The sequence below is a fragment of the Nostoc piscinale CENA21 genome (genome assembly GCF_001298445.1).
In the GTDB taxonomy this organism is placed as follows: domain Bacteria; phylum Cyanobacteriota; class Cyanobacteriia; order Cyanobacteriales; family Nostocaceae; genus Nostoc_B; species Nostoc_B piscinale_A.
The window spans coordinates 2,910,092-2,930,407 of record NZ_CP012036.1 but is presented as its reverse complement, the minus strand read 5'-3'; the positions used below and the strand labels follow the sequence as shown (position 1 = coordinate 2,930,407).

Below are 20,316 nucleotides of genomic sequence, written 5' to 3'. Positions count from 1 at the left end.
CAACAACTGCGGAAGTGGAATTTACTTAAACAGGATAATCTAATCAATCTAGGGAGTAGAGATTAGGGACAAGGGAGACAAGGGAGACAAGGGGGACAAGGGGAATGGAATCTTTAACTCAGGACTCGTCACTCAACACTCAGCACTTTTAATAATTGAGCATTAACTATTAAGTAGAACAATACAAATAAACCGAATTATGTAAAGAAAAATCAATTTCCTAGAAAACCTCTTCCCTCCTGCCTCCTGCGTTTTAACTCCTACCTTCTTTAACACTGACCGACTTAAATAAATATTATGTCTTTCGTACCTTTACATATTCATAGTGACTATAGTTTGCTGGATGGGGCGAGTCAGTTACCAGATTTGATTGACCGTGCCATAGAATTGGGGATAAAGGCGATCGCAGTTACAGATCATGGTGTCATGTATGGTGCTGTGGAATTGCTGAAAATTTGCCGTAGCAAAAATGTTAAGCCAATAATTGGCAACGAAATGTATATTATTAACGGCGATATTGAAAAACAAGAACGTCGCCCCCGTTATCATCAAGTTGTTTTGGCCAAAAATAATCAAGGATATAAACATTTAGTTAAATTAACCACACTTTCTCACCTCAAAGGTGTACAAGGTAAAGGTATTTTTTCTCGTCCCTGTATTAATAAAGAATTACTCAAACAATATCATGAAGGTTTGATTGTCACTAGCGCATGTTTAGGTGGCGAAATTCCTCAAGCAATTCTCAGTAATAGACCAGATGCAGCCCGTAAAGTTGCTCAATGGTATAAAGATGTATTTGGCGATGATTTTTATTTAGAAATTCAAGACCACGGCTCCCCAGAAGACCGCATTGTTAATGTGGAAATTGTCAAAATTGCGCGGGAATTAGGCATTAAATTTGTCGCTACGAACGACTCGCATTTTATTTCTTGTTTTGATGTCGAAGCCCACGACGCTTTACTTTGTATTCAAACAGGTAAGCTAATTATTGAAGATAACCGGATGCGTTATAGCGGCACAGAATATCTCAAATCTGCTGATGAAATGAGAATGCTATTCCGCGACCATTTACCCGAAGATGTGATTGAGGAAGCAATAGCAACCACAGAAGAAGTTGCTGAAAAAGTCGAGCCTTACAATATTATGGGAGAGCCTCGCATCCCCAATTATCCCATTCCTTCTGGTCACACTGCTGATACTTACGTTGAAGAAGTTGCTTGGCAAGGTTTATTAGATAGATTAAATCGAAAATCCCGCGCTGAAGTCGAGCCAGTCTATAAAGAAAGATTGGAATATGAACTCAAAATGCTCCAGCAAATGGGTTTTTCTACCTACTTTTTAGTTGTGTGGGACTACATCAAATTTGCTAGAGATAACAATATTCCTGTTGGCCCAGGTAGAGGATCGGCGGCGGGGTCTTTAGTAGCTTATACAATGGGTATTACTAACATTGACCCCGTACATCATGGCTTATTATTTGAGCGTTTCTTAAATCCAGAACGGAAATCAATGCCTGATATTGATACCGATTTCTGCATTGAACAACGGGATCAAGTTATTGATTATGTTACTCAAAAATACGGTACAGATAGAGTTGCTCAAATTATTACCTTTAACCGATTAACTTCTAAAGCTGTATTAAAAGATGTCGCCAGAGTGTTGAATATTCCTTATGGGGAAGCTGACAAAATGGCGAAGTTAATTCCTGTAGTGCGGGGTAAGCCTACTAAACTCAAGGTGATGATTTCTAATGAAACTCCCGAACCAGAGTTTAAAGAAAAATATGATAATGACCCAAAGGTGCGCCATTGGGTTGATATGGCGATGCGAATTGAAGGAACTAACAAAACCTTTGGTGTTCATGCGGCTGGGGTAGTAATTTCTGCCGATCCTCTTGATGAAATTGTGCCTCTACAAAGAAATAATGACGGGTCAGTAATTACCCAATATTTCATGGAAGATTTGGAATCAATGGGTTTGTTGAAAATGGACTTCTTGGGTTTAAGAAACCTAACAATGATTCAAAAAACCATTGATTTAATTGAGCAGCATAAAGGTTATAGGGTTGACCCTTACGAAATCACTAATCAAGAGAGAAAGGCGCAAAAGATTTTAGCTAAGGGTGAACATAAAACTCTCCCTAAAGATGTGCAGAAAACTTATGAACTTTTAGAATCTGGCGAATTAGAAGGAATATTCCAATTAGAATCATCGGGAATGAAGCAGATAGTCCGTGATTTGAAGCCTTCTAATATTGAAGATATTTCTTCTATCTTGGCATTATACAGACCAGGCCCTTTAGATGCGGGGTTGATTCCTAAGTTTATTAACCGCAAACATGGACGCGAAAATATTGACTATGAAAGCCAAATTTTAGAACCAATTTTAAATGAAACCTACGGCATTATGGTCTATCAAGAGCAAATCATGAAAATTGCTCAAGATATGGCTGGTTATTCTCTAGGACAAGCTGACTTGCTACGCCGCGCGATGGGGAAAAAGAAAGTTTCCGAAATGCAGAAGCAGCAGGAAAAATTTATTGATGGTTCGACGAAAAACGGTGTGAAAAAGCAAGTAGCAGAAAAGCTATTTGATGATATGTTGAAGTTTGCTGAATATTGCCTCAGCTATGACACCCAAGTATTAACAGTAGAATATGGCTTTGTCCCTATCGGCGAAATTGTCGAAAAACAACTGGAATGTAGCGTGTTTAGCGTTGACAGCCACGGTTATGTCTATACGCAAGCGATCGCCCAATGGCATAATCGAGGACAACAAGAATTATTCGAGTATTCTTTAGAAGATGGTTCTGTAATTCGCGCCACAAAAGACCATAAATTTATGACTACCGATGGTCAAATGTTACCCATTGATGAAATATTTGAGGGCGAACTAGATTTACTACAAGTTAAAGCTTTACCAGTTTGACATGCTCCCCACCCTTAAAGGGTGGGGATTTTAGGTTTAAATAGCAATAGCAAACCTAATGGCTGATGCCCCAACCATACTAATATTTTTAACTATGTTACTTGAAGCGACGAGCGCCGTTGCTGCGGTTTTGCTTATGTCTTGCAACTGCTTTCCGCTTTTGTTTTTCTAGCGGTGTCTCAAAGTGACGCTTCTTTCTCATGTCTTGGAAAATTCCAGCTTTAGAAACTTCCCGTTTAAATCTTCGCAAAGCTGAATCAATACCCTCATTCTCCCCCAAGACTACTTGCGTCATTCTCATTCCTCCTTATTTGGATGAATAGCAAAATCTAGAGAAAAAATAAAATACTCCAGCAGAATTGAGCCTTTGGCTTTATCTGCTGGAGACTCTAGATGCTAAATTTTTATTTCAAAAGTTTAGTAGCGACCACCACGACCGCCGCCACCGCCGCGGTTGTTACCCCAGCCACCACCGCCACCACGGGAGGGACTTCTTTCTTCACGAGGTTTAGCTTTGTTAACTCTCAAGTCACGACCCATCCATTCAGCACCATCTAGTGCTTCAATGGCTGCGGTTTCTTGTGACTCATTTTCCATTTCCACAAAGGCAAAACCGCGAGGACGGCCAGTTTCGCGGTCAGTTGGTAACTGAACGCGACTTACTTTTCCGTATTCGCTAAATGCTAATCTCAAGTCTTCCTCAGTGACTTGATAGGAAAGGTTTCCGATGTAAATTGACATATAATGTCTCCGAATTCAGGGAGTGTAGAGAGTTAAATTCGGAGAGACGCTTTTTAAAAATCAAAACGAGTTACTCAACCGAAAATAATCCTTATATGCCAAAGTATAGCACAAGCTCCCAATAATCAAAGTTATCAACTATTCAAAAAACTTTGTATTCTGTAACTCTTACAGAATAATTTTTGGGTATTTGTACCTAAGAAATGCCTGGAAATATGTTTATAGACATTAATTAGATTAACTATCAAATATAATTATAAATTATACTGTTAATTCAGACAAACTAACTTTAGCTATATACATATATAGTTCTACACTTTCTTAATTCTGTCGAACTCAGATAATATCCTTTGCGCTTCCTGACATAAAAGTTGATGAGAGTTACTGTTGCTGGCAAGTAAGCCTCCCCATTGATTAATATCGCCAGTGTGATATTGTAAAGGACTGCCATCAAAGTGAGTAAAGTTACCGCCTGCTTCAGTTAAAATTAGCTCTGGTGCGGCGATATCCCAATCTTTAGGTGCAGATTTACCAGAAAGAGAAATATAGATGTCTGCATTTTGTTCTAAAATGGTAGCAATTTTACAACCCACACTACCTACAGCTTTTTGATTTTGACAAGGCAAATTTTGTAATAAATACTCTAGTCTTTCATGGCGATGAGAACGACTGACAACTAAGGTTAAATCTTCCACAGGTTTTGTTGGTGAAAGTTTTACAGCTACAGTTGCGGTTGGAGTTTCTTTGAAAGTTCCGCCGTCTTTGATGGCGTAGTAGATAGTTTCGGCTTCTGGTACAGCGACAACAGATAAAATCGGTCGATGTTCTTGAATTAACGCAATGTGAATGGCATAATCTCCAGTTTTATTAATAAAATCTCTAGTGCCGTCTAAAGGGTCAATTAGCCATACTAACTGAGAGTTTTGTAGCTGGAGTTGTGATTTATAGGTTTCTTCACTAATGTAAGCAAAATCTTGCTCACCAAAAGCAGCTTGTAATCTCTGCACAATATATTGACTAACGGTAACATCTGCAATTGTCACAGGTTCACTTTGTTTGTACTGCACCTGTAAATCAGGGTCTTTAACTGTGCCATGATAATAGGAGTGGAGAATATCTGCCGCTTTCCAGCCTACATCACGAGCGATCGCTAATATATCTTCTAAATCTTTCATTGTCTCACCTCCATCCAGCGACGTGTACCAAAAAAATTTACAGGAATTAGCGGCGATAGATGCGGCTTTTGCTAAAGCATCGGGGAAATTTTCACTTAATATATAGTGGCAGAAAGCGCCGTGAAAAATATCACCAGCCCCCAGGGTATCAACTGCGGTAATTCGCGGTACGGTTATAGTAGCACTTTGATTCTGACTTAGATATGTAATTGGTTGATCACCGTGGGTAATGGCAATGTGGGGAATGCCAAAACTGTTGAGATAATCAACAACCTGTTGTTTTGTCTCACGGCCAGGAGGATAAAAATTTGCCGAACAAACGGCATAATCAACAAAGGGTAAGATTTCCTCAAAGCCGTGTTTCCAGCTACCGCCATCAATCACTACTGGGATATTATTAGCTTTCGCAGTTTGAGCGATCGCTTTTCCTACTTCTATCTGGTGTCCATCAATTAATACAATATTGATATCTGACAAGATATTATCTGGGATAGATGCGTTGCTGGCTTGAGTCTTCACAGCATTAATCGAAATGATTGCCCGTTCGCCTGTGGCTTGGGTGACAATAATTGAAGAGACTGGTGGTGGTGTGGGTTTGTTGGGGTCGAGGTCGGCGATCGCTACTCTATAATTTTCTAAGTCACTATAAATTAGCTGCGTCATTGGATGAGAACCAACCACACCCAAGATATTTGCATAATTTCCTAAATGAGCAAAAGTGACCGCTGCATTCGTAGCCGGGCCGCCTGCTGCTACAGTATAGTCAGCAGCCACCAACTTTTGATTATTTTGCGGAGCAGCATCAGCCAGATAAATCAAGTCTAAAGTGACTAAACCGACAAATAATCCGCGATGTGATTTTAGATTTGTCACTAGATATAGCAGTCCTATTTGATACAGAAATAAAATAGACAAGGAGGACACGGAAGACCAGGGAGATAGATATTTGTAAATTATTGAGGATTGCTAAAGTATTAATTCTGTATTTAATAACGAATGACAAATGACAAACTCCAACCAGGAACACTTTACGTTGTTGGCACACCCATTGGCAACTTAGAAGATATTACCTTTCGGGCGGTGCGAATTTTGCAGACGGTAGATTTAATTGCGGCGGAAGACACGCGCCACACAGGGAAATTACTCCAACATTTTCAAGTTAAAACACCCCAAATCAGTTATCACGAACATAATCGTAATAGTCGGATACCAGAGATTTTAGAGCATTTAAATGATGGTAAAGCGATCGCCTTAGTTAGTGATGCAGGTATGCCAGGAATTTCTGATCCTGGCTATGAATTAATTAAAGCTTGTATTGATGCAGGAATTAAAGTAGTACCAATTCCTGGTGCAAGTGCAGCCATTACCGCTTTAAGTGCTGCGGGTTTACCGACAGATAAATTTGCGTTTGAAGGTTTTTTACCACCAAAAACCCAACAACGACGAGAATATTTAGAAACCTTGCAAACAGAATCGCGCACCTTAATTTTCTACGAATCACCCCATCGTTTAACAGATACTTTGCAAGACTTAGCCGAAGTTTTTGGGGACGAACGCCAAATTGTGCTGGCGCGGGAATTAACTAAATTGTACGAAGAATTTTGGCGCGGTACAATCGCGGGTGCGATCGCCCATTACCAGCAACGAGAACCCCAAGGTGAATACACTTTACTTGTTGCGGGGACTCCAGCCACTCAGCTTTTATTAAATGAGACACAACTCAAAGCCGAACTACAACAGTTAATGAGTCAAGGAATATCCCGTTCTCAAGCCAGTCGTCAACTAGCCAAATTCACCCCACTTTCCCGCCGCGAAGTCTATCAACTAGCCTTGTCTATTGTTGCGAATGCTGAGTAGTTATCTGCTTTGATTTTTGAGATTATCTGTGTAGGGAGTGGGGAGACAAGGAAGACAGGAGAGAATATATCAATAATTAGCCTGCTTTCCCAGGCTTTGTTTGTATAGCCCCAGTCTGGAAGTTTAAGAGGTTTATTATAAAGTCAAATATAATGATATTCTACGTATATTTGCTATACCTCACATAAATTTTAGATAATTTTTTACATGAATCTATAGTTTTTCATTAATAGACCAAATATAATAAAGCCACACAAACTTTAGATTTAGCCAAGACGAATCCAATAATTATGGGTAGGCTTTTTATCAAACTGATAGGCTTAATTTTATTCTTTTTAGGTTTATATTTTTTCGGTCAAAACATCATATTTGTTAGTAGATACTATTCATTTTTCTATCGGGGTGTCCCTGCTACTGGTTCAGTTCTAGCAATCATGGCTGGCATCTTTTCACTAGTTTTCTTTCCTAGACAAACGGGTAATTTTGGTTGGATATTACTGGGGCTGGGAATAGTGCTAGTTTTTTTAAGTGGTGGAGTTATTTTAAGACCGACTAGTTTATGGAGTTTTTGTGTGGCGTTTACTGCATTAGCTACCGGATATAAATTATTAAGTCAAGGCAGAATTAACTTTTAAGCAGTATTAATGATGACATTTACGCAACACAGCGTCTATTTAGAATCTACATCAATCACTAACTTTTGTAACTAAGTCATATAATACTAATTTGTCATTATAAATAGTATTTCTGTTGCTGTACGCAGTGCGCTTACCAAAACTACTATGTTTGAACGTAAGCTGGCGGTGTTTGGCTAAGTCGGAGGCTACTATTACAATGGGAATTATCCATAACGAGGAAACAGAATGACCCAAGTGGTTCTAGGCGAAAACGAAGGAATAGATTCAGCATTACGTCGATTTAAGCGTCAAGTATCCAAGGCTGGTATACTTGCCGACGTAAAATATCATCGGCACTTTGAAACACCATTAGAAAAGCGCAAACGTAAAGCTGTAGCAGCAAGACGCAAGCGCCGTTTTAAATAAATATGGATGGTTTGGTACTGGCTTTGCTTCAAGAAATCAATCTCAGTTAGCAACAGCACTTTGCCAGAGTACTCAGATGAGATTTAGCAAGATTTACCCATGCCTGACTAGGGCTTGGGTATATTGCTTTGTATGAGGGTGTAAGAGTGTGAGGGTGTAAGGGGGGACAAGGTAGAGAGGGGAGACAGGGGAGACAAGGAAGGAAATAAATAACAAATGACAAATGACAAATGACTACTCATTATTCGCCACGTTACGACTGTTACAACGATTCATAGCTTTTTCAACTCCTTGTTTTAGGCTCATTTCTACGCACTCGATGACAAATTCAAGTACAGCAGACATCAATTTAGTTTCGGTGGTAGAAAATTTTCCTAGTACGTGAGAGACTGTTTCGGAGTTATCGGTGTTAGCTGCATCTTTTGGTTTGCCGATACCGATGCGTAAACGTGGAAAGTTTTGGGTGCTAAGATGAGCGATCGCACTTTTCATTCCATTATGCCCACCCGCAGAACCAGAAAGACGCAGGCGGGTTTTTCCCAGGGGTAAATCCATATCATCATAAATGATTAATACAGATTCTGGCGGCAATTTATACCAACTTGTAACAGCTTGGATTGATTGTCCTGAGCGATTCATGTAAGTCAATGGCTTCAGCAAGCGGATTTTGCTTCCAGCAAATGCCATTCCTTCGCCATACTCCCCTTGAAACTTGCGATTTTCCGCTAAAGAAATTTGCCAAGCACGAGCAAGCGCATCAACAGCAGCAAAGCCAATATTATGGCGTGTTTGTTCATATTTCGGCTCTGGATTCCCCAACCCCACAATTAGTTGGGGAATTACCAAAGCTGGTGGTGTTACAGCTTCTGTCATTTCACTTACAATCAATCGATTCGCAGAACTATGTTAAGAGATTAGAGGCTAGAGATTAGAGACTATTTTTCTTAAGGGACTAGAAGCTAGTTTTTTACTCAGCACTCAGCACTTGATTAGCTATTTTGAGAAGAATTAACTGTATCATGCTGTGGTTGAGCAGCTTCTATTTGTTTGGGTTCGATTTCAGCAGTAGTTTTCACAGCTTGTTCGATTTGTTCTGCTTCGCGTTTAAATTCGTTTTGAAATTCATTAGAAGCTTCTTGGAAACCGCGAATTGCTTTCCCGACACTGCGGCCAATCTCTGGGAGTTTCTTCGGGCCAAAGATTAACAGTGCCACTATCATAATTACAGCCATTTCTGGCAGACCAATACCAAATATATTCACGCGATCGCTCCTACCTATAAGTATACAGACAAACAAAATTAGGAGAGTGGGAAGTTAAAATCAAAACTTTCCCTATCAATTACTATGGTGACTTGTTTCAGACTCACCTTTCAAGTCTATAACTTACAAAAAAACCCGGACGAGCCGGGTGTAAGTTCGCTGAATACGCAAGCTTGATTGCGCTGTTAAATTAGCCGCCTAAGCTGCGCCAATCAACCAACACATCCTGAATTGCGATGGATTTATTGTAAAGTTGCAGAATTATCAGCAAAAACACGAAAAACAGCCCCATAAATACAGCCATTACAGGGGTAGTTCCCCAGCCGGGAGCCACTTTACCATACTCAGAATTTAAAGGTCTCAGGATATCTCCCAACCTAGTCCGTTGTGCCATAGTTCACCTAAGATTAGTTGCCAAAGCTTTTTTTAATCTTCTGTAATATTCTATAAGAATAGCACTCATAATCAATCTATATTTTATGGAACCCGCAATAGTTCTTAGCATTTCTGTAGGCGCGATACTTGTAGCCGTTACTGCGTATGGAATTTATACCTCGTTTGGCCCACCAAGCAAGGAGTTAGCAGATCCCTTCGATGATCACGAAGATTAGAAGGCAGGAGGCAGATGGCAGGGGGCAGGAGGCAGGAGATAGAAGGCATTGGTTCGGCTACGCTCACCAAGCGAGGGCAGAAGTCTGTCTAGCTATCTCCTTCTCCTATCTATGAGCAAGTAGTCAGATATGTTAGGACAATTTGAAAGCTTTAATGCCAGTAATAGTAAGACTTTTGCTCCTGCCTTCTGCCTTCTGCCTCCTGCTATAAAAAGTTACTCTGGCTGTTGTATCAGTTTGACGGTGGTAATTTTCCAAGGCTGTATGATAAGTAACTGCTGATTGCTATAAAATTCAGTGATATCTTGGTGTCGTTCTAATAAATCTACTGTTTCTCCCAAACTTAGCCCTAAATCACTCTGTAAATACAACTCAGCTATTTCTCCTTGAGATTCGTAGCATCGCAAAATCAACTCCTGGGGATTATCTTCTGCTGGCTTTAAGGCCATTAAGATTAAATTTTGAGAAGTTAGATTTAAGAAACTCTTTCGGTCGGGAGTGCTAAGTGCTGAGTTCTGAGTCACCGAAGTTTGCTCAACGGGGGGAACCCCCGCACGCAACTTCTCGCTGAGTGCTGAGTGCTGAGTGCAAAAAACTTGTAAGGGAATGTTGAGTTCGTAGCCGCGTTGTACTGTCTGGGCTGATTGCCAAGTACCTGCGTGGGGATACAAGGCGTAGGTAAATTGGTGAAAGCCTCGGTCAGCTTCTGGGTCTGGCCAGTTAGGGCTGCGTAATAAAGATAGGCGTAGTTGATTTGGTTGGGCATCGTAGCCATATTTACAATCATTGAGCAAACTAACACCGTAAATACCGAGTTCTGATTCTCCGGTTAAATCAGCCCAACGCAAGGCGGAACTTCCCATTTGGCTTTTTCTGCGGGGGTTTGGGGTTTGGTGGGGCGACGAATAGCACCGCAAGGTATTTCATAGGTAGCGAAGTCTGCTTCGACATTTAAGGGAAATGCAGCTTTGACGAAGACTTGATTTTCGTGCCAATTAACTGTGGTGACAATTTTTAAGATGGGTGAACCTGCTTGTAAAATGTAATCTTGACAAAATTCCGATTCGCCTAATTGACGCACGACGCGCAAACGATGTTGTATCGGCCCTTGTTCTAATATCTGAATTGATTTGAGGCTGGTGGCTGGTAAGGGATGTTCTGCATAATTGGGGTCAATATTCCAAGCATCCCAATATTGACCGCTATCTTTAAAGGCTTGTAATTGATTTCCTGCACCGCTTAAGACTTCGCGTTGATGAGTTTTATCAAAAACGCTATATAAGTCACCTGTATCTGGGTCAATAAATATCCGTAAGAATTGATTTTCGAGGACAAACTCAGGGATAAGAGATGATGAGTTACTGGGAATTTGGGATGTGGGAACTAGCCAAAATAGACGATAACCAACAGGTGGGATATCAGCTGCTAAAAATAGTAATGTTGCTGGTTGGGTGAATTGCGAAATGAGTTGGTTTCCAGCGACATCGTAGATTTGCCATTCTGGGTGAGTTGGGGGTAAGCTAACGGCAACTACTTCAGAACGCTGCCAGTTGAGCGCATTAAATACAAATATTGGTAAACTATTTGGTTCTGGTGGTTCGGGTAGGGTAAAGTGAGATGCGATCGCCTGCATCGACTCTGCTAATATTCTTGTCCCCACTTGTTCCACTTGCTGCCACTCTGGCAAAGCATCAGTATAAACTTGGGTAATGGAAGAACCAGGTAAAATATCGTGAAATTGGTTAAATAAAACTTGCTTCCAAGCATTTTCTATTTCTGCTTTGGGATATTTCGCGCCACAGGTAATACTTGCTAAAGTCGCAAACAGTTCTGCTTGATAAAGTAAATTTTCACCCCGTCGATTCCACCGCTTTTGATCAGCGTGAGTAGTATAACAGCCGCGATGAAATTCTAGATAAAGTTCGTCATCCCAGGTGGGGAAGTCTGCTTGGCTAATTTCTTGTAAATACTTTTCGGCGGTTGTAAATTCTAATTCTGGAAATACCGGCGAATGTTGCCAGCGTTGGGCAATTTCCAACATATCACGGGTAGGGCCGCCGCCGTGGTCGCCCACACCAGGAAGCCAGAGTGACTCTGTTAAATTGGTTTGGTCTTGCCATTCCAGGGTATAGGCTGCCATTTTAACGGGGTCAATACCTTCACCGATGGGTGCAGACATCAAACTAAATACTTGACTACCGTCTGGCGATCGCCACCAAAAAAGCTCCATAATCAAATTTAGTAGTATCATTCCATCGCAATTTTTGAGTGACAAAATATTCCACACCTGCATTCACAAAAAACTGCGGTAAAGTTGCACAAAAACCAAAGCTATCAGGAACCCAAACTATCGGCGAAATCTTACCGAATTGTTCTTGATAATATCGCTGACCATACAATAACTGACGAACTATCGATTCACCACTAATCAAATTTAATTCTGGTTCCACCCAAGTCGCGCCAATAATTTCCCACTTTCCAACCGCCACAGCTTCTTGAATAGCTGCAAATAAATCTGGTCGATGTTCTTCCACCCAAGCATAAAGGGCGGGCGTGGAATGACAGAAAATTAATTCAGGAAAATCTTTTTGTAATTTCAGAACCGACTCAAAAGTATTTTGGGTGGCGTTCCAAGTTTCGCTGACAGGCCATAGCCATGCTAAATCTAAATGGGCGTGACCGAGTAGATTAATTTTGAATTTTGAACCGCCGATGGACGCGGATGGACGCAGATGAAGCAGAATTTGACGAACTCTCTCTGCGTCCTCTGCGTCTTTGCGGTTCGTTCTTTCTATCTCCACCGCCAACTCATCCAACTTTTCCGGCGCAAACCTTTCCAAATACAACTGCGTCACCGCCAACTCATCAGCCACAAAACCGGGGTCAGGATGATTGTAATCTGTAGACTCGTAGATTAGGTGCGATCGCATCAAAGCCCCCTGATCATGTCCCGGACTAACCAAGCGCAAAGCTACAATAAACTCATCCCCAGCAGACACACTTTGACTCAGCAAGACTCTGGGGTAAAAATCAAACAAATCTCCGGCTTGGACTAATTCTCCATTGACATAAACCTCCGCCGCATCAGCCCACCAAATCAAAGCCAAGCGCAAAGATAACCCCGTTAAAGGATAACCCTGTAAATCTTGGGGAACCAATAGTTTCTGTACCAGCCATAAAACTTGTTTCCCGCCTTTCCAAGCGATATGTCCTTTAGCATTTAACTCTACAGGTTGCCAATCAGACAAATTAGATGTAACAACATCCGTAATACTCCGGTCACATTCTTGGTATAGCCAAGTAGACTGAAGATTGACTTGACAAAAAGAGCGCAATTGCTCAATAGTCTTGGAGATTAAATTTGTCTGAGATTGAGATACAGGAGGGGTCATATTTTCGCTAAGATGATGGCACTTACAACGATTTACTGTTTGTCGTTATCTATTTTTTGGTGGGAGTCTCACAACTAAACAAAACTTGAACTCATAAATTACTACCATGTCATCTGGTTCTTCTGGGCGTTATCAAAGCAGACTCTTTAACTTTGTCCACCAGCAATCTCGGCGGTTGACACAACGATGTGAACAAACCTTCAGACAAGTGCAAGTTGCTACTAAGTGGGGTGTAGAAGCATTACTGTACCCGTTGTATCTGGTGTTGCAGTCAGCCGAGTCAAAGGTGAAAACGCTGTATAGCAAAGAACCACAATCTAGGCTCAAGTTAGCACCAAATGATTGCGATCGCCACGAAACTCCCCCAACTGCGGATACGCCTATTCAGGTTGTCTTAGAAGCAGTCCAAAAGCTTCCATCTGAGGAAACATCTGTCAAAACATCACCAAGTTTTCACATCATAGGCGCTTGGTGGCAGAAACTGTTTCAACATAGTAAAACAAATAACCTTGCTCTCACCCAATCCTTAACGATTTCAGACAATTCCTCTAGCCATCTCACCCCATCTCAACAAAAAGATGTGCTTCAGCGTTATTTACCCAAAGTCCAAGGAATCGCCACAACACTAGAACAGCGTAAGTTAGTGTTAGTGTCTACAAATAATGAAATTCTCGATATTTTAACACCGCAACAACAAACCAAAATCTTAGACAAAATTATTAGTGAAGTTGCCCGTTACTGGCATTATCAACAATTAGCATTACCAGCACATCAGACAGATTTATTACCAGAAATTCATCGTATTTTAGCCAAGCTAACTGGTGAAACTCCCGCTAAATTACCTGCATTAACAGCAGTTATATCACCTGAAATCCTCAATACTAGCAAAATCATCGATATTCTGGATAAAGTCATAGCTAAATTAGAAAAAAATACTGTAGTACCAGTACAACAAAATAGCCAAGAACTCATCCAAGTTACTCGCACAAAATTCAATATATTTCTCTACGGTCAAGATGAGTTTGCTGCACCAGGAAATGTCACCGTTTCATCTGACACCTTGGAACCACAAACACTGAATGTTCAAGCTTTAATTGAAGCTGCCATCAATTATTTTTTTGGTGTTGGTAAAGATAAAAAACTTGATGCTGCCAATTCTAATAGGCAATCGTTACCTGCAAAAAAAATACCAATTTCGTTCTAGAAAACGTAAGCTATTAAATCAAAACACAGCCGCAGAGCCTTGGTTAAAATGGGGCGATTTATTTGGTAATTCTGAATTAGTTAATAACCAACAAAATACGCCGTCAATTAATTCTGGTTTGTCAGTTACACCAGTTGCACAATCAAAACCTGGACTCAAGAAAACTAATAAAAAATTATCAAAAAAACTAGCTAATCTCCCAGCGCATGAAAGTGATGTAGGAGACATTATCCCCAAGCCAAACCACAATCATCAAGTCGAAATTCAGCCAGATTGGATAGAAGTTAAAGCTAATTCCATAGAATATGAGCAGCACTTACTAGAGAAAATTTTAAAATTGCTCGATCGCACTATGCTGTGGTTAGAAGAAATATTGGTAAAAGGTGTTAATTTATTACAAAGGCTATGGCGACGTAAATAGTCACTCAGCAAGCAGGATAAAACGTAACCAATAACCATTAACTATCGTGAAAGTTCTTGTTTACTGTAAATACTTTAATTTCAAAAATCTCTTAGATAAACCAAAAATTGAAACCTTTGTAGTGAATTTGCCGCAAATTCCCAAAGTTGGTGAAACTATTGTAGTGGAGAGAATTTCAGCACAAAAACAATTTGTAATTATTTTTGAGTATATTGTGACAGCCGTACAGTTAAATGCTTCTAAAGAATCTACAGATACAGCAGATGCCCAGGTAAATGCTTGTTTAAATCATTGCTGGGAAGGAACATCAAATTTTAAAATTACTAACTTTTTAGAAAAATGATATTTATCACACAGAATTCATTTTTTTGACCAATGATAGTGAAGAGGTATGGGTGTTTAGGTGTTCAAAACCCTTATACACCATACCCCTACAGTGAATTCAAAATTCAAAAGATGTTAATTTTGACTTTTAACTTTTGACTTTTAACTTGATTTCACCCTTAAACCCATTCTCAAAAAATAAATTTGTGCATAAGTCTTGCGAGTAATCTCAAGGAGTCACGCTGATTTGAGTTCCATTCGATTTAGTGGCTGTAGTTGCGCCGACTGCCATGACTGGAGACCATTCGCTAACGCGATTATGATCTAAAACTGCTCGTACTCGATAACCAAGCTGAATTTTGTGCATTAATAAGATTAGTTCACGGTTGAGTAATCCCTGTGATTTTTGGTTTTCGTTAGATGCAGCTTGGATACGAAAACAGCGATCGCTTTGACGTTGCAATTTTGGCGATTTGCTTCTACAAGCACTTTTTGTAGTTCATATTCCTGTGCTTCGGGATAAGTTTCCCAGCACATTTGCCAGTAAGTTGACCAGCGAATTAACTCTTGTGGTAATTCCTCAACTTCATCCGACAATGTAGAAACAAGTCCGGTAATAGGAGGTTGTATCACCTGGGGCTGATTAGAGGATATGTCTGTTTGTGCAGCTATGGATGAACTGTCATCAAAACTTAGTATCAGTCCAAATATCAAAGTGAACAGCAGAATCAATCTTAGGCATTTTAACCGCATTGCTGGCAAGATGTTCAGATTCATAATTATGCAAAATTGATTACCACTCCACACGTGAAATCAGGCTGCCGTTATCGGCATAAATCACTCTAGAACGGATATAGGTTCTAGAAGGTAGTGTAGAATTGAAAACTGCGCTTCTTTGCCCAACGGCTGATTTATTGCCAATAACTGAACGGAATATAACAGAGTTTGGCCCTAGTCCGACAAAATCACCTATGCTGGTTTCTGGGCCATTAGCAGCACCATTAACAACCTGACGGCCACCATGAACCAAAGCGCGAGGCCCATAACCAACGAAATCACCAACAGTCAAGCTAGTGGTTTCTAAAGCGTGAAAGACAACATCGTTGGCCATACCAGCAATTTGTCCAACATTAAAAGGCTCACCCTCATCAGCACGCAGAGAAATTCTATTGCCTGTTTTGAAGTTGATACCTAATAAAGAATCTTCTAAAACAATATTGCCGATGATGCGGTTACGAAAATTCGGATCGCGAGTCGAAACTCCACCTAACTGTGGCAGACCTCCAGAGTTAAATGAGGTAGCTGGGGCGTAATTTATACCTGTTACGTTTGTCAAATCTGCTCTAGCTAAGTTGGTGTAACCTTCAGCAAATGCTTCATTAACTTCAATAATGCCTTCCATTAATGCAACGTCGGCTTGTGTCAGGCTTGCTACTTTCCCCAAAGCGCCGCTAGTAGCTTCTAGGTTAGTAGTAACGTTTTTCCCAGGCAAAACAACTTTACCAGCAGGTAAGGTGACACCAGGGCCGACCCGTGCTAGAAAGTTAACCACTGTGTTTCTTTCTACAGTTGCACCATCGATTTCACAGTTGAAGGCGAGAAATGTCTCTGGAACAGTGTTGCTAAATTGAGTATTGCTAACTGGGTCAGTAAAAGGCCCGGTTGAGCCTTGAGTACCGATTTTGGCTGCACCTTTGATAGTGGCCATGTGAGCCATAATTACGCGCGGCCCTATATCCACTCCCGTTCCCGAAGCTGTAATATTCACTTGGTCTTGAACGTTGGAATCTGCTGCAATACTAATAGGTGCATTAGTCGCGTTTAACTTAGCAAATGGAGCGATGTAAACTTTTTCGCCCAAGGTAATATTTGTAGGATTGGTAACTGTTGCAGTTGGGTCAATAAAACTAGCTGATGTTGAAGGTGCTGTACTAGGACATACAGGTAGGTTAGCTACTGTTGGATTACAAGTCCCGCCAGAAGCAAATGCGGGTTGTGGATGTATCTGGATACCTATGACAAAAGCTAGGACAATTGCATTTAAGGCGCGAAAAATTGCGCGAGGTTTGAACATAGAAAGCTCCTCACGGTTTGGGGATATTTGGCTACAAAAAATTTGCGTTGATGATTTATACCATTTCTCGTAAAAACTGATACGCATAAATGACCGGACAAAACGCAAATCTATGCGCCTTGACTCCATTTTTGTATCGTTTGGAAAAATGGCATTGAAGATATAGTGAGGCTGTGTCTGGCGATAAGACCAAGAGCGTCTAAGCAGTCTCAGAAATTACCAAAAATTAGACTGCAAAAGCCTCTATTTTTGACTTTTTAAGGGAAATACACAGGGTTAACCACCCCAAAAACCCGCCAAGCCGTAGACTATTTGCAGAATCAGCGATAATAAAGGGCCTAATAGTGGAACATCAATTATTGTGGTTGCTCCTGCAACAGCATCATCATATACTGTCTGCCAAGCGTCTGGGCCGCTAGCAGATTGTCCATAAACTTTTGTGCTAACGGCCAAAGTGAAGCCGAGCGCAGCTAAACAAGTTAGTAGTGTGCGACGTTTAAACATTATTTTTTGATACCTAATAGTTCGCCACGTTTGTTTGGCAAAGTAAACCGAAAAGTTATAGGAAAGGCTTAAACCTTTCGGTTTACTTCACCTAATAACCGCCATATTTAAGTTAATGAAGTACTATTTGCTACAAGCGGCTGATAACATTTCATTGTATTATTATTTGCTGCTTTATACTAGAGGTTTTTCTATTGTGAAAAATTATGTTGTAGATAAAAATTTTAGTAAACTTCCAAGTTTCTTAACAAAAATTATCTATATTAAGGAGGATGTTTCTTTGTTTTTGATTGCAAGTATCAACCTTTAAAAGCTGTAAAAGCTAGTGTGTTCACCAAAATATATGGTTGAGAAAGTAACGCAAAATTTTTATTCCCTTTGGTTCTTGATAATTCGATGGCAGTAGAGCTATCATTCGCTGTTGCAAAATTTCTAGAGCAGTTTCTACTTCTTGTCGAGTAGTTTTCGCATTTGGAGAAAAATGTAACGGTTCACCAAAGCGAATAATTAACTCTTTTCTTAAATAGAGATCATGCGTCCCAATTAAAGCCACTGGGATTATTGGTACACCAGCACGTAAAGCATATATCACTGTTCCTCGCTTCAGAGGAAGATGCAATTTACCCTCAGTGCTTCCTAGTCTTCCTTCAGGAAATAGAATCATACCGTCCCCGTGGGCTAAAATTCCCAGAACAATGCGGTCTATTTGGCGTAATGTCTGTATATCGCCACCAGTAGGCACATTTTGGGCAATGGCGGCGGCGAGTTCGGCTAAATCTTGTCTTCCGGCTTTGGCTGCTTCCATGACAGCCACTTCTTCTTTCCACAACCGCGCTAAAGGAATGACACCGCCAGCAAAATTTAAAATGAAGCGTTTCCAAAACTTGTTATAAAGGGTACGAGCATCCCCCAAAATATAGTAATAAGGTTGGCTGGGAAGTTCTGCCAATAATAACAAGGGGTCGATGTGATGGAGATGGTTAGCTGCGAGAATGGCTGGTGTCTGCGGTAAGTTTTCGAGATTTTCTACCCGGACGCGGAATAAAGTATGAATGAGCGATCGCAAAACAAACCTGCGTACACTACCATTAATCTGATGTTCTGTCTGTCCTTGGTTAATGGCTTCTAGGCGATTTAGTGCCTGTTCGATTGTATAACGCACCGCGCGATCGCTTGCTGCTGCTACTCCTTCTTTTACCCGCTTAATACTAGCAGCATCTAAAGATGGCAAACTATCTTGTTGATGGTTGGCGGAATTGTTAATCACACCCTCGCTGAGTTCATGTACTCATCATAGATATTCGTCTATTGTCTATTTTGCTGTAGTTAGACTCAGAGCGATCGCTTGTCTCTACTTTTGTTATTTTAACTACAGGAAATCGTAGACGCGTAAGCTGCTTCCCGCAGGGTACAACAGAGACACAGAGAAGCCAGTGCGTTGGGCGGCTTTGCCGACTTGTAGACGCGCTTTGCGCGGCTTCTCGCAGAGTAGCATCTGGCGCATCACGGAGAAATGAGAGTTTGAGATGTGTTCTGCACAAGTCCTATGAAATTTTCTCGATTTATTTATTATTTCTTCTATCTAAAATCTGAGTAGATTTCGCTTCGCCATATACCATTTCTCTAGCCCAATGTTCGCAGTTATAATTTAATAAGTTCCAAAGAGGATCTTGTGAATTAAGTATTTTTTCTCGTGATGCTTGAATACGCATTTCCGTTTGAAGGTCTGAAGCGTTTTGAGGATTTTCTTGTTCAGGACGTTCTTTAAATAACCATTCTGGTGAATAGTGGGCAAAATGAATATATCCAATTCCCACACTTACAATTTTACCTTCTGGTTTTACTGTTTTACCAGTAAAAAAGTGTGCAACTCTGTAACCATTAGCAGTAGCCCTGACAATACCATAATGCTCATAATCCCTATCATTTTCATCTTTACAAGGGTATATAACTAAATCATTAGGACGTATTATATTACCTTTGTTATCACAAATATCAGGCTCTCTATCTAGAAGTATTATTAGCTGTGACAATCTGGCTATTTGAGTATCTATGATTTCAAGCAAAGGGGCTGTCCATTTTGGATTGTAATTATTTATATTATTTTGAATTTCTTGGTATTTATTAATTACATGATTCTGATGGTTGTGTAATTGCTGAACTGCTTGGAAATGTACAGCAGTGTGAACATTGTTAAAGTTAAAATTCAATTCTATATCTAGAATATCAGCAATAGTTTGACAAGTTTTAATAATGTTCTGGTCTTTTGTATGGTTACATATTTGAGTAATTGCATTCTTGACTGTGTGATGTTCGTATAAACGATCCTGCAAGTCAGCAAACAAACGGAGAATTTTAGAAGGATTTGAACTTATTGGAATTGACATCAGACTTTGAGTTTGTCGCTTGTGTTTTATTTTCCGTTGTCTCATTGAGCTTTTTTTTCTATATGACGTTCAAATGCTTCCAACGCTATTTTTGATGATGAGAGTCCAGTTTGCGATGCAATAATTTCACTGGTATGCTTACTAGACATATAGATTTTTTCCTCTTAAAAATATCCTGAATTTATACGACTAATATTTTTGCCACTTTCTAAAAAGTAGTTTATTTGGCAACAGAAGCCAACCGTGTGATCACTTATATACTCTCCTATAATGTAAACACAAGATAAAAATTTGTATCCCGCTTAGAACTAAAGTTGTATACTTTCTGTAACAGTTGCGTAAGTCCTGGTTATAATATTATTTCTCTTGGAGCGATCGCCTTTACTAACCAAT

Annotated in this window: 22 protein-coding genes and 2 pseudogenes; 8 read left to right on the top strand and 16 right to left on the bottom strand. The window is 40.2% G+C overall.

Going from position 1 to position 20,316, the window contains the following annotated elements:
- Positions 1 to 297: 297 nt before the first annotated feature.
- Complete coding sequence (locus ACX27_RS12690; RefSeq protein ID WP_062292819.1) at positions 298 to 2,928, top strand: trans-splicing intein-formed DNA polymerase III subunit alpha N-terminal partner DnaE-N; 2,631 nt, start codon at positions 298 to 300, stop codon at positions 2,926 to 2,928.
- Between the two features lie 97 nt (positions 2,929 to 3,025).
- Here ACX27_RS12690 and rpsU (ACX27_RS12685) read toward each other — a convergent pair whose 3' ends face one another.
- The 4 genes and pseudogenes from rpsU (ACX27_RS12685) to ACX27_RS33745 form a co-directional block, all read right to left on the bottom strand.
- Positions 3,026 to 3,223 carry a 30S ribosomal protein S21 gene (gene rpsU, locus ACX27_RS12685; protein ID WP_062292816.1) on the bottom strand — a complete coding sequence of 66 codons (198 nt, stop codon included), beginning with the start codon at positions 3,221 to 3,223 and terminating at the stop codon, positions 3,026 to 3,028.
- 122 nt (positions 3,224 to 3,345) lie between these two features.
- Positions 3,346 to 3,669 carry an RNA recognition motif domain-containing protein gene (locus ACX27_RS12680; RefSeq protein WP_062292813.1) on the bottom strand — a complete coding sequence of 108 codons (324 nt, stop codon included), beginning with the start codon at positions 3,667 to 3,669 and terminating at the stop codon, positions 3,346 to 3,348.
- Between the two features lie 311 nt (positions 3,670 to 3,980).
- Complete coding sequence (locus ACX27_RS33750) at positions 3,981 to 4,844, bottom strand: 3'(2'),5'-bisphosphate nucleotidase CysQ family protein (protein WP_062292810.1); 864 nt, start codon at positions 4,842 to 4,844, stop codon at positions 3,981 to 3,983.
- A pseudogene (locus ACX27_RS33745) lies at positions 4,841 to 5,717 on the bottom strand (sugar kinase). Before ACX27_RS33745 ends, ACX27_RS33750 begins: the two are co-directional and overlap by 4 nt.
- Positions 5,718 to 5,840: 123 nt before the next feature.
- Between ACX27_RS33745 and rsmI the strand changes: the two are divergent.
- The 3 genes from rsmI to rpsU (ACX27_RS12655) all read left to right on the top strand — a co-directional run bounded on the left by rsmI (position 5,841) and on the right by rpsU (ACX27_RS12655) (position 7,744).
- Positions 5,841 to 6,701, top strand: a complete 861-nt coding sequence (rsmI, locus tag ACX27_RS12665) for a 16S rRNA (cytidine(1402)-2'-O)-methyltransferase (RefSeq protein WP_062292805.1) — start codon at positions 5,841 to 5,843, stop codon at positions 6,699 to 6,701.
- Between the two features lie 290 nt (positions 6,702 to 6,991).
- Positions 6,992 to 7,336 carry a hypothetical protein gene (locus ACX27_RS12660; protein ID WP_062292803.1) on the top strand — a complete coding sequence of 115 codons (345 nt, stop codon included), beginning with the start codon at positions 6,992 to 6,994 and terminating at the stop codon, positions 7,334 to 7,336.
- Positions 7,337 to 7,564: 228 nt separating this feature from the next.
- Entirely contained in the window at positions 7,565 to 7,744 is a 180-nt protein-coding gene (gene rpsU / locus ACX27_RS12655; RefSeq protein ID WP_008226419.1) for a 30S ribosomal protein S21, read from the top strand.
- A 234-nt stretch (positions 7,745 to 7,978) separates the two neighbouring features.
- On the opposite strand, the gene pth is transcribed toward rpsU (ACX27_RS12655), so the two are convergent.
- The 3 genes from pth to psbH form a co-directional block, all read right to left on the bottom strand.
- On the bottom strand, positions 7,979 to 8,617 hold the full coding sequence (gene pth / locus ACX27_RS12650) for an aminoacyl-tRNA hydrolase (RefSeq protein ID WP_062292800.1): 639 nt from the start codon (positions 8,615 to 8,617) through the stop codon (positions 7,979 to 7,981).
- Between the two features lie 116 nt (positions 8,618 to 8,733).
- Positions 8,734 to 9,006 (bottom strand): TatA/E family twin arginine-targeting protein translocase, encoded by a 273-nt coding sequence (locus ACX27_RS12645; RefSeq protein ID WP_062292796.1) that lies wholly within the window; start codon positions 9,004 to 9,006, stop codon positions 8,734 to 8,736.
- Between the two features lie 190 nt (positions 9,007 to 9,196).
- The gene (gene psbH / locus ACX27_RS12640) at positions 9,197 to 9,400 is read right to left on the bottom strand and encodes a photosystem II reaction center phosphoprotein PsbH (protein WP_062292793.1); all 204 of its coding nucleotides are present in this window, start codon (positions 9,398 to 9,400) and stop codon (positions 9,197 to 9,199) included.
- An 85-nt stretch (positions 9,401 to 9,485) separates the two neighbouring features.
- Between psbH and psbN the strand changes: the two genes are divergently transcribed.
- On the top strand, positions 9,486 to 9,617 hold the full coding sequence (gene psbN, locus ACX27_RS30890) for a photosystem II reaction center protein PsbN (protein WP_083468730.1): 132 nt from the start codon (positions 9,486 to 9,488) through the stop codon (positions 9,615 to 9,617).
- Between the two features lie 215 nt (positions 9,618 to 9,832).
- Here the strand turns inward: psbN and ACX27_RS35305 are convergent.
- Together ACX27_RS35305 and ACX27_RS35300 are read right to left on the bottom strand one after the other, a co-directional pair.
- A pseudogene (locus ACX27_RS35305) lies at positions 9,833 to 11,784 on the bottom strand (glycoside hydrolase family 38 C-terminal domain-containing protein); the annotation flags it as partial.
- Positions 11,785 to 11,812: 28 nt separating this feature from the next.
- Complete coding sequence (locus ACX27_RS35300; RefSeq protein WP_335337817.1) at positions 11,813 to 13,009, bottom strand: glycoside hydrolase family 38 N-terminal domain-containing protein; 1,197 nt, start codon at positions 13,007 to 13,009, stop codon at positions 11,813 to 11,815.
- 106 nt (positions 13,010 to 13,115) lie between these two features.
- Here ACX27_RS35300 and ACX27_RS12630 point away from each other — a divergent pair, with 106 nt between their 5' ends.
- The 3 genes from ACX27_RS12630 to ACX27_RS12620 are packed head-to-tail and all read left to right on the top strand — an operon-like array spanning position 13,116 to position 14,977.
- Positions 13,116 to 14,213 carry a hypothetical protein gene (locus ACX27_RS12630; protein ID WP_062292790.1) on the top strand — a complete coding sequence of 366 codons (1,098 nt, stop codon included), beginning with the start codon at positions 13,116 to 13,118 and terminating at the stop codon, positions 14,211 to 14,213.
- Positions 14,155 to 14,634: a hypothetical protein gene (locus ACX27_RS33740; RefSeq protein WP_062292787.1), complete on the top strand. Its 480-nt coding sequence runs from the start codon at positions 14,155 to 14,157 to the stop codon at positions 14,632 to 14,634. Before ACX27_RS12630 ends, ACX27_RS33740 begins: the two co-directional genes overlap by 59 nt.
- A 46-nt stretch (positions 14,635 to 14,680) precedes the next feature.
- Positions 14,681 to 14,977, top strand: coding sequence for a hypothetical protein (locus ACX27_RS12620; protein ID WP_062292784.1), 297 nt, complete (start codon positions 14,681 to 14,683; stop codon positions 14,975 to 14,977).
- Positions 14,978 to 15,187: 210 nt separating this feature from the next.
- Here ACX27_RS12620 and ACX27_RS33735 read toward each other — a convergent pair whose 3' ends face one another.
- The 7 genes from ACX27_RS33735 to ACX27_RS12595 form a co-directional block, all read right to left on the bottom strand.
- Entirely contained in the window at positions 15,188 to 15,325 is a 138-nt protein-coding gene (locus ACX27_RS33735; RefSeq protein ID WP_235526611.1) for a hypothetical protein, read from the bottom strand.
- 8 nt (positions 15,326 to 15,333) lie between these two features.
- The gene (locus ACX27_RS12615; protein WP_235526610.1) at positions 15,334 to 15,735 is read right to left on the bottom strand and encodes a hypothetical protein; all 402 of its coding nucleotides are present in this window, start codon (positions 15,733 to 15,735) and stop codon (positions 15,334 to 15,336) included.
- A gap of 16 nt (positions 15,736 to 15,751) precedes the next feature.
- The gene (locus tag ACX27_RS12610) at positions 15,752 to 17,032 is read right to left on the bottom strand and encodes an LbetaH domain-containing protein (protein WP_062292781.1); all 1,281 of its coding nucleotides are present in this window, start codon (positions 17,030 to 17,032) and stop codon (positions 15,752 to 15,754) included.
- A 276-nt stretch (positions 17,033 to 17,308) separates the two neighbouring features.
- Positions 17,309 to 17,536 (bottom strand): hypothetical protein, encoded by a 228-nt coding sequence (locus ACX27_RS12605; RefSeq protein WP_062292777.1) that lies wholly within the window; start codon positions 17,534 to 17,536, stop codon positions 17,309 to 17,311.
- 331 nt (positions 17,537 to 17,867) lie between these two features.
- Positions 17,868 to 18,803 (bottom strand): lysophospholipid acyltransferase family protein, encoded by a 936-nt coding sequence (locus ACX27_RS12600; protein WP_200929940.1) that lies wholly within the window; start codon positions 18,801 to 18,803, stop codon positions 17,868 to 17,870.
- Positions 18,804 to 18,905: 102 nt separating this feature from the next.
- Positions 18,906 to 19,031 carry a hypothetical protein gene (locus tag ACX27_RS34900; RefSeq protein WP_256364396.1) on the bottom strand — a complete coding sequence of 42 codons (126 nt, stop codon included), beginning with the start codon at positions 19,029 to 19,031 and terminating at the stop codon, positions 18,906 to 18,908.
- A 67-nt stretch (positions 19,032 to 19,098) separates the two neighbouring features.
- The gene (locus ACX27_RS12595) at positions 19,099 to 19,923 is read right to left on the bottom strand and encodes a hypothetical protein (RefSeq protein WP_062292773.1); all 825 of its coding nucleotides are present in this window, start codon (positions 19,921 to 19,923) and stop codon (positions 19,099 to 19,101) included.
- Positions 19,924 to 20,316 lie beyond the last annotated feature (393 nt).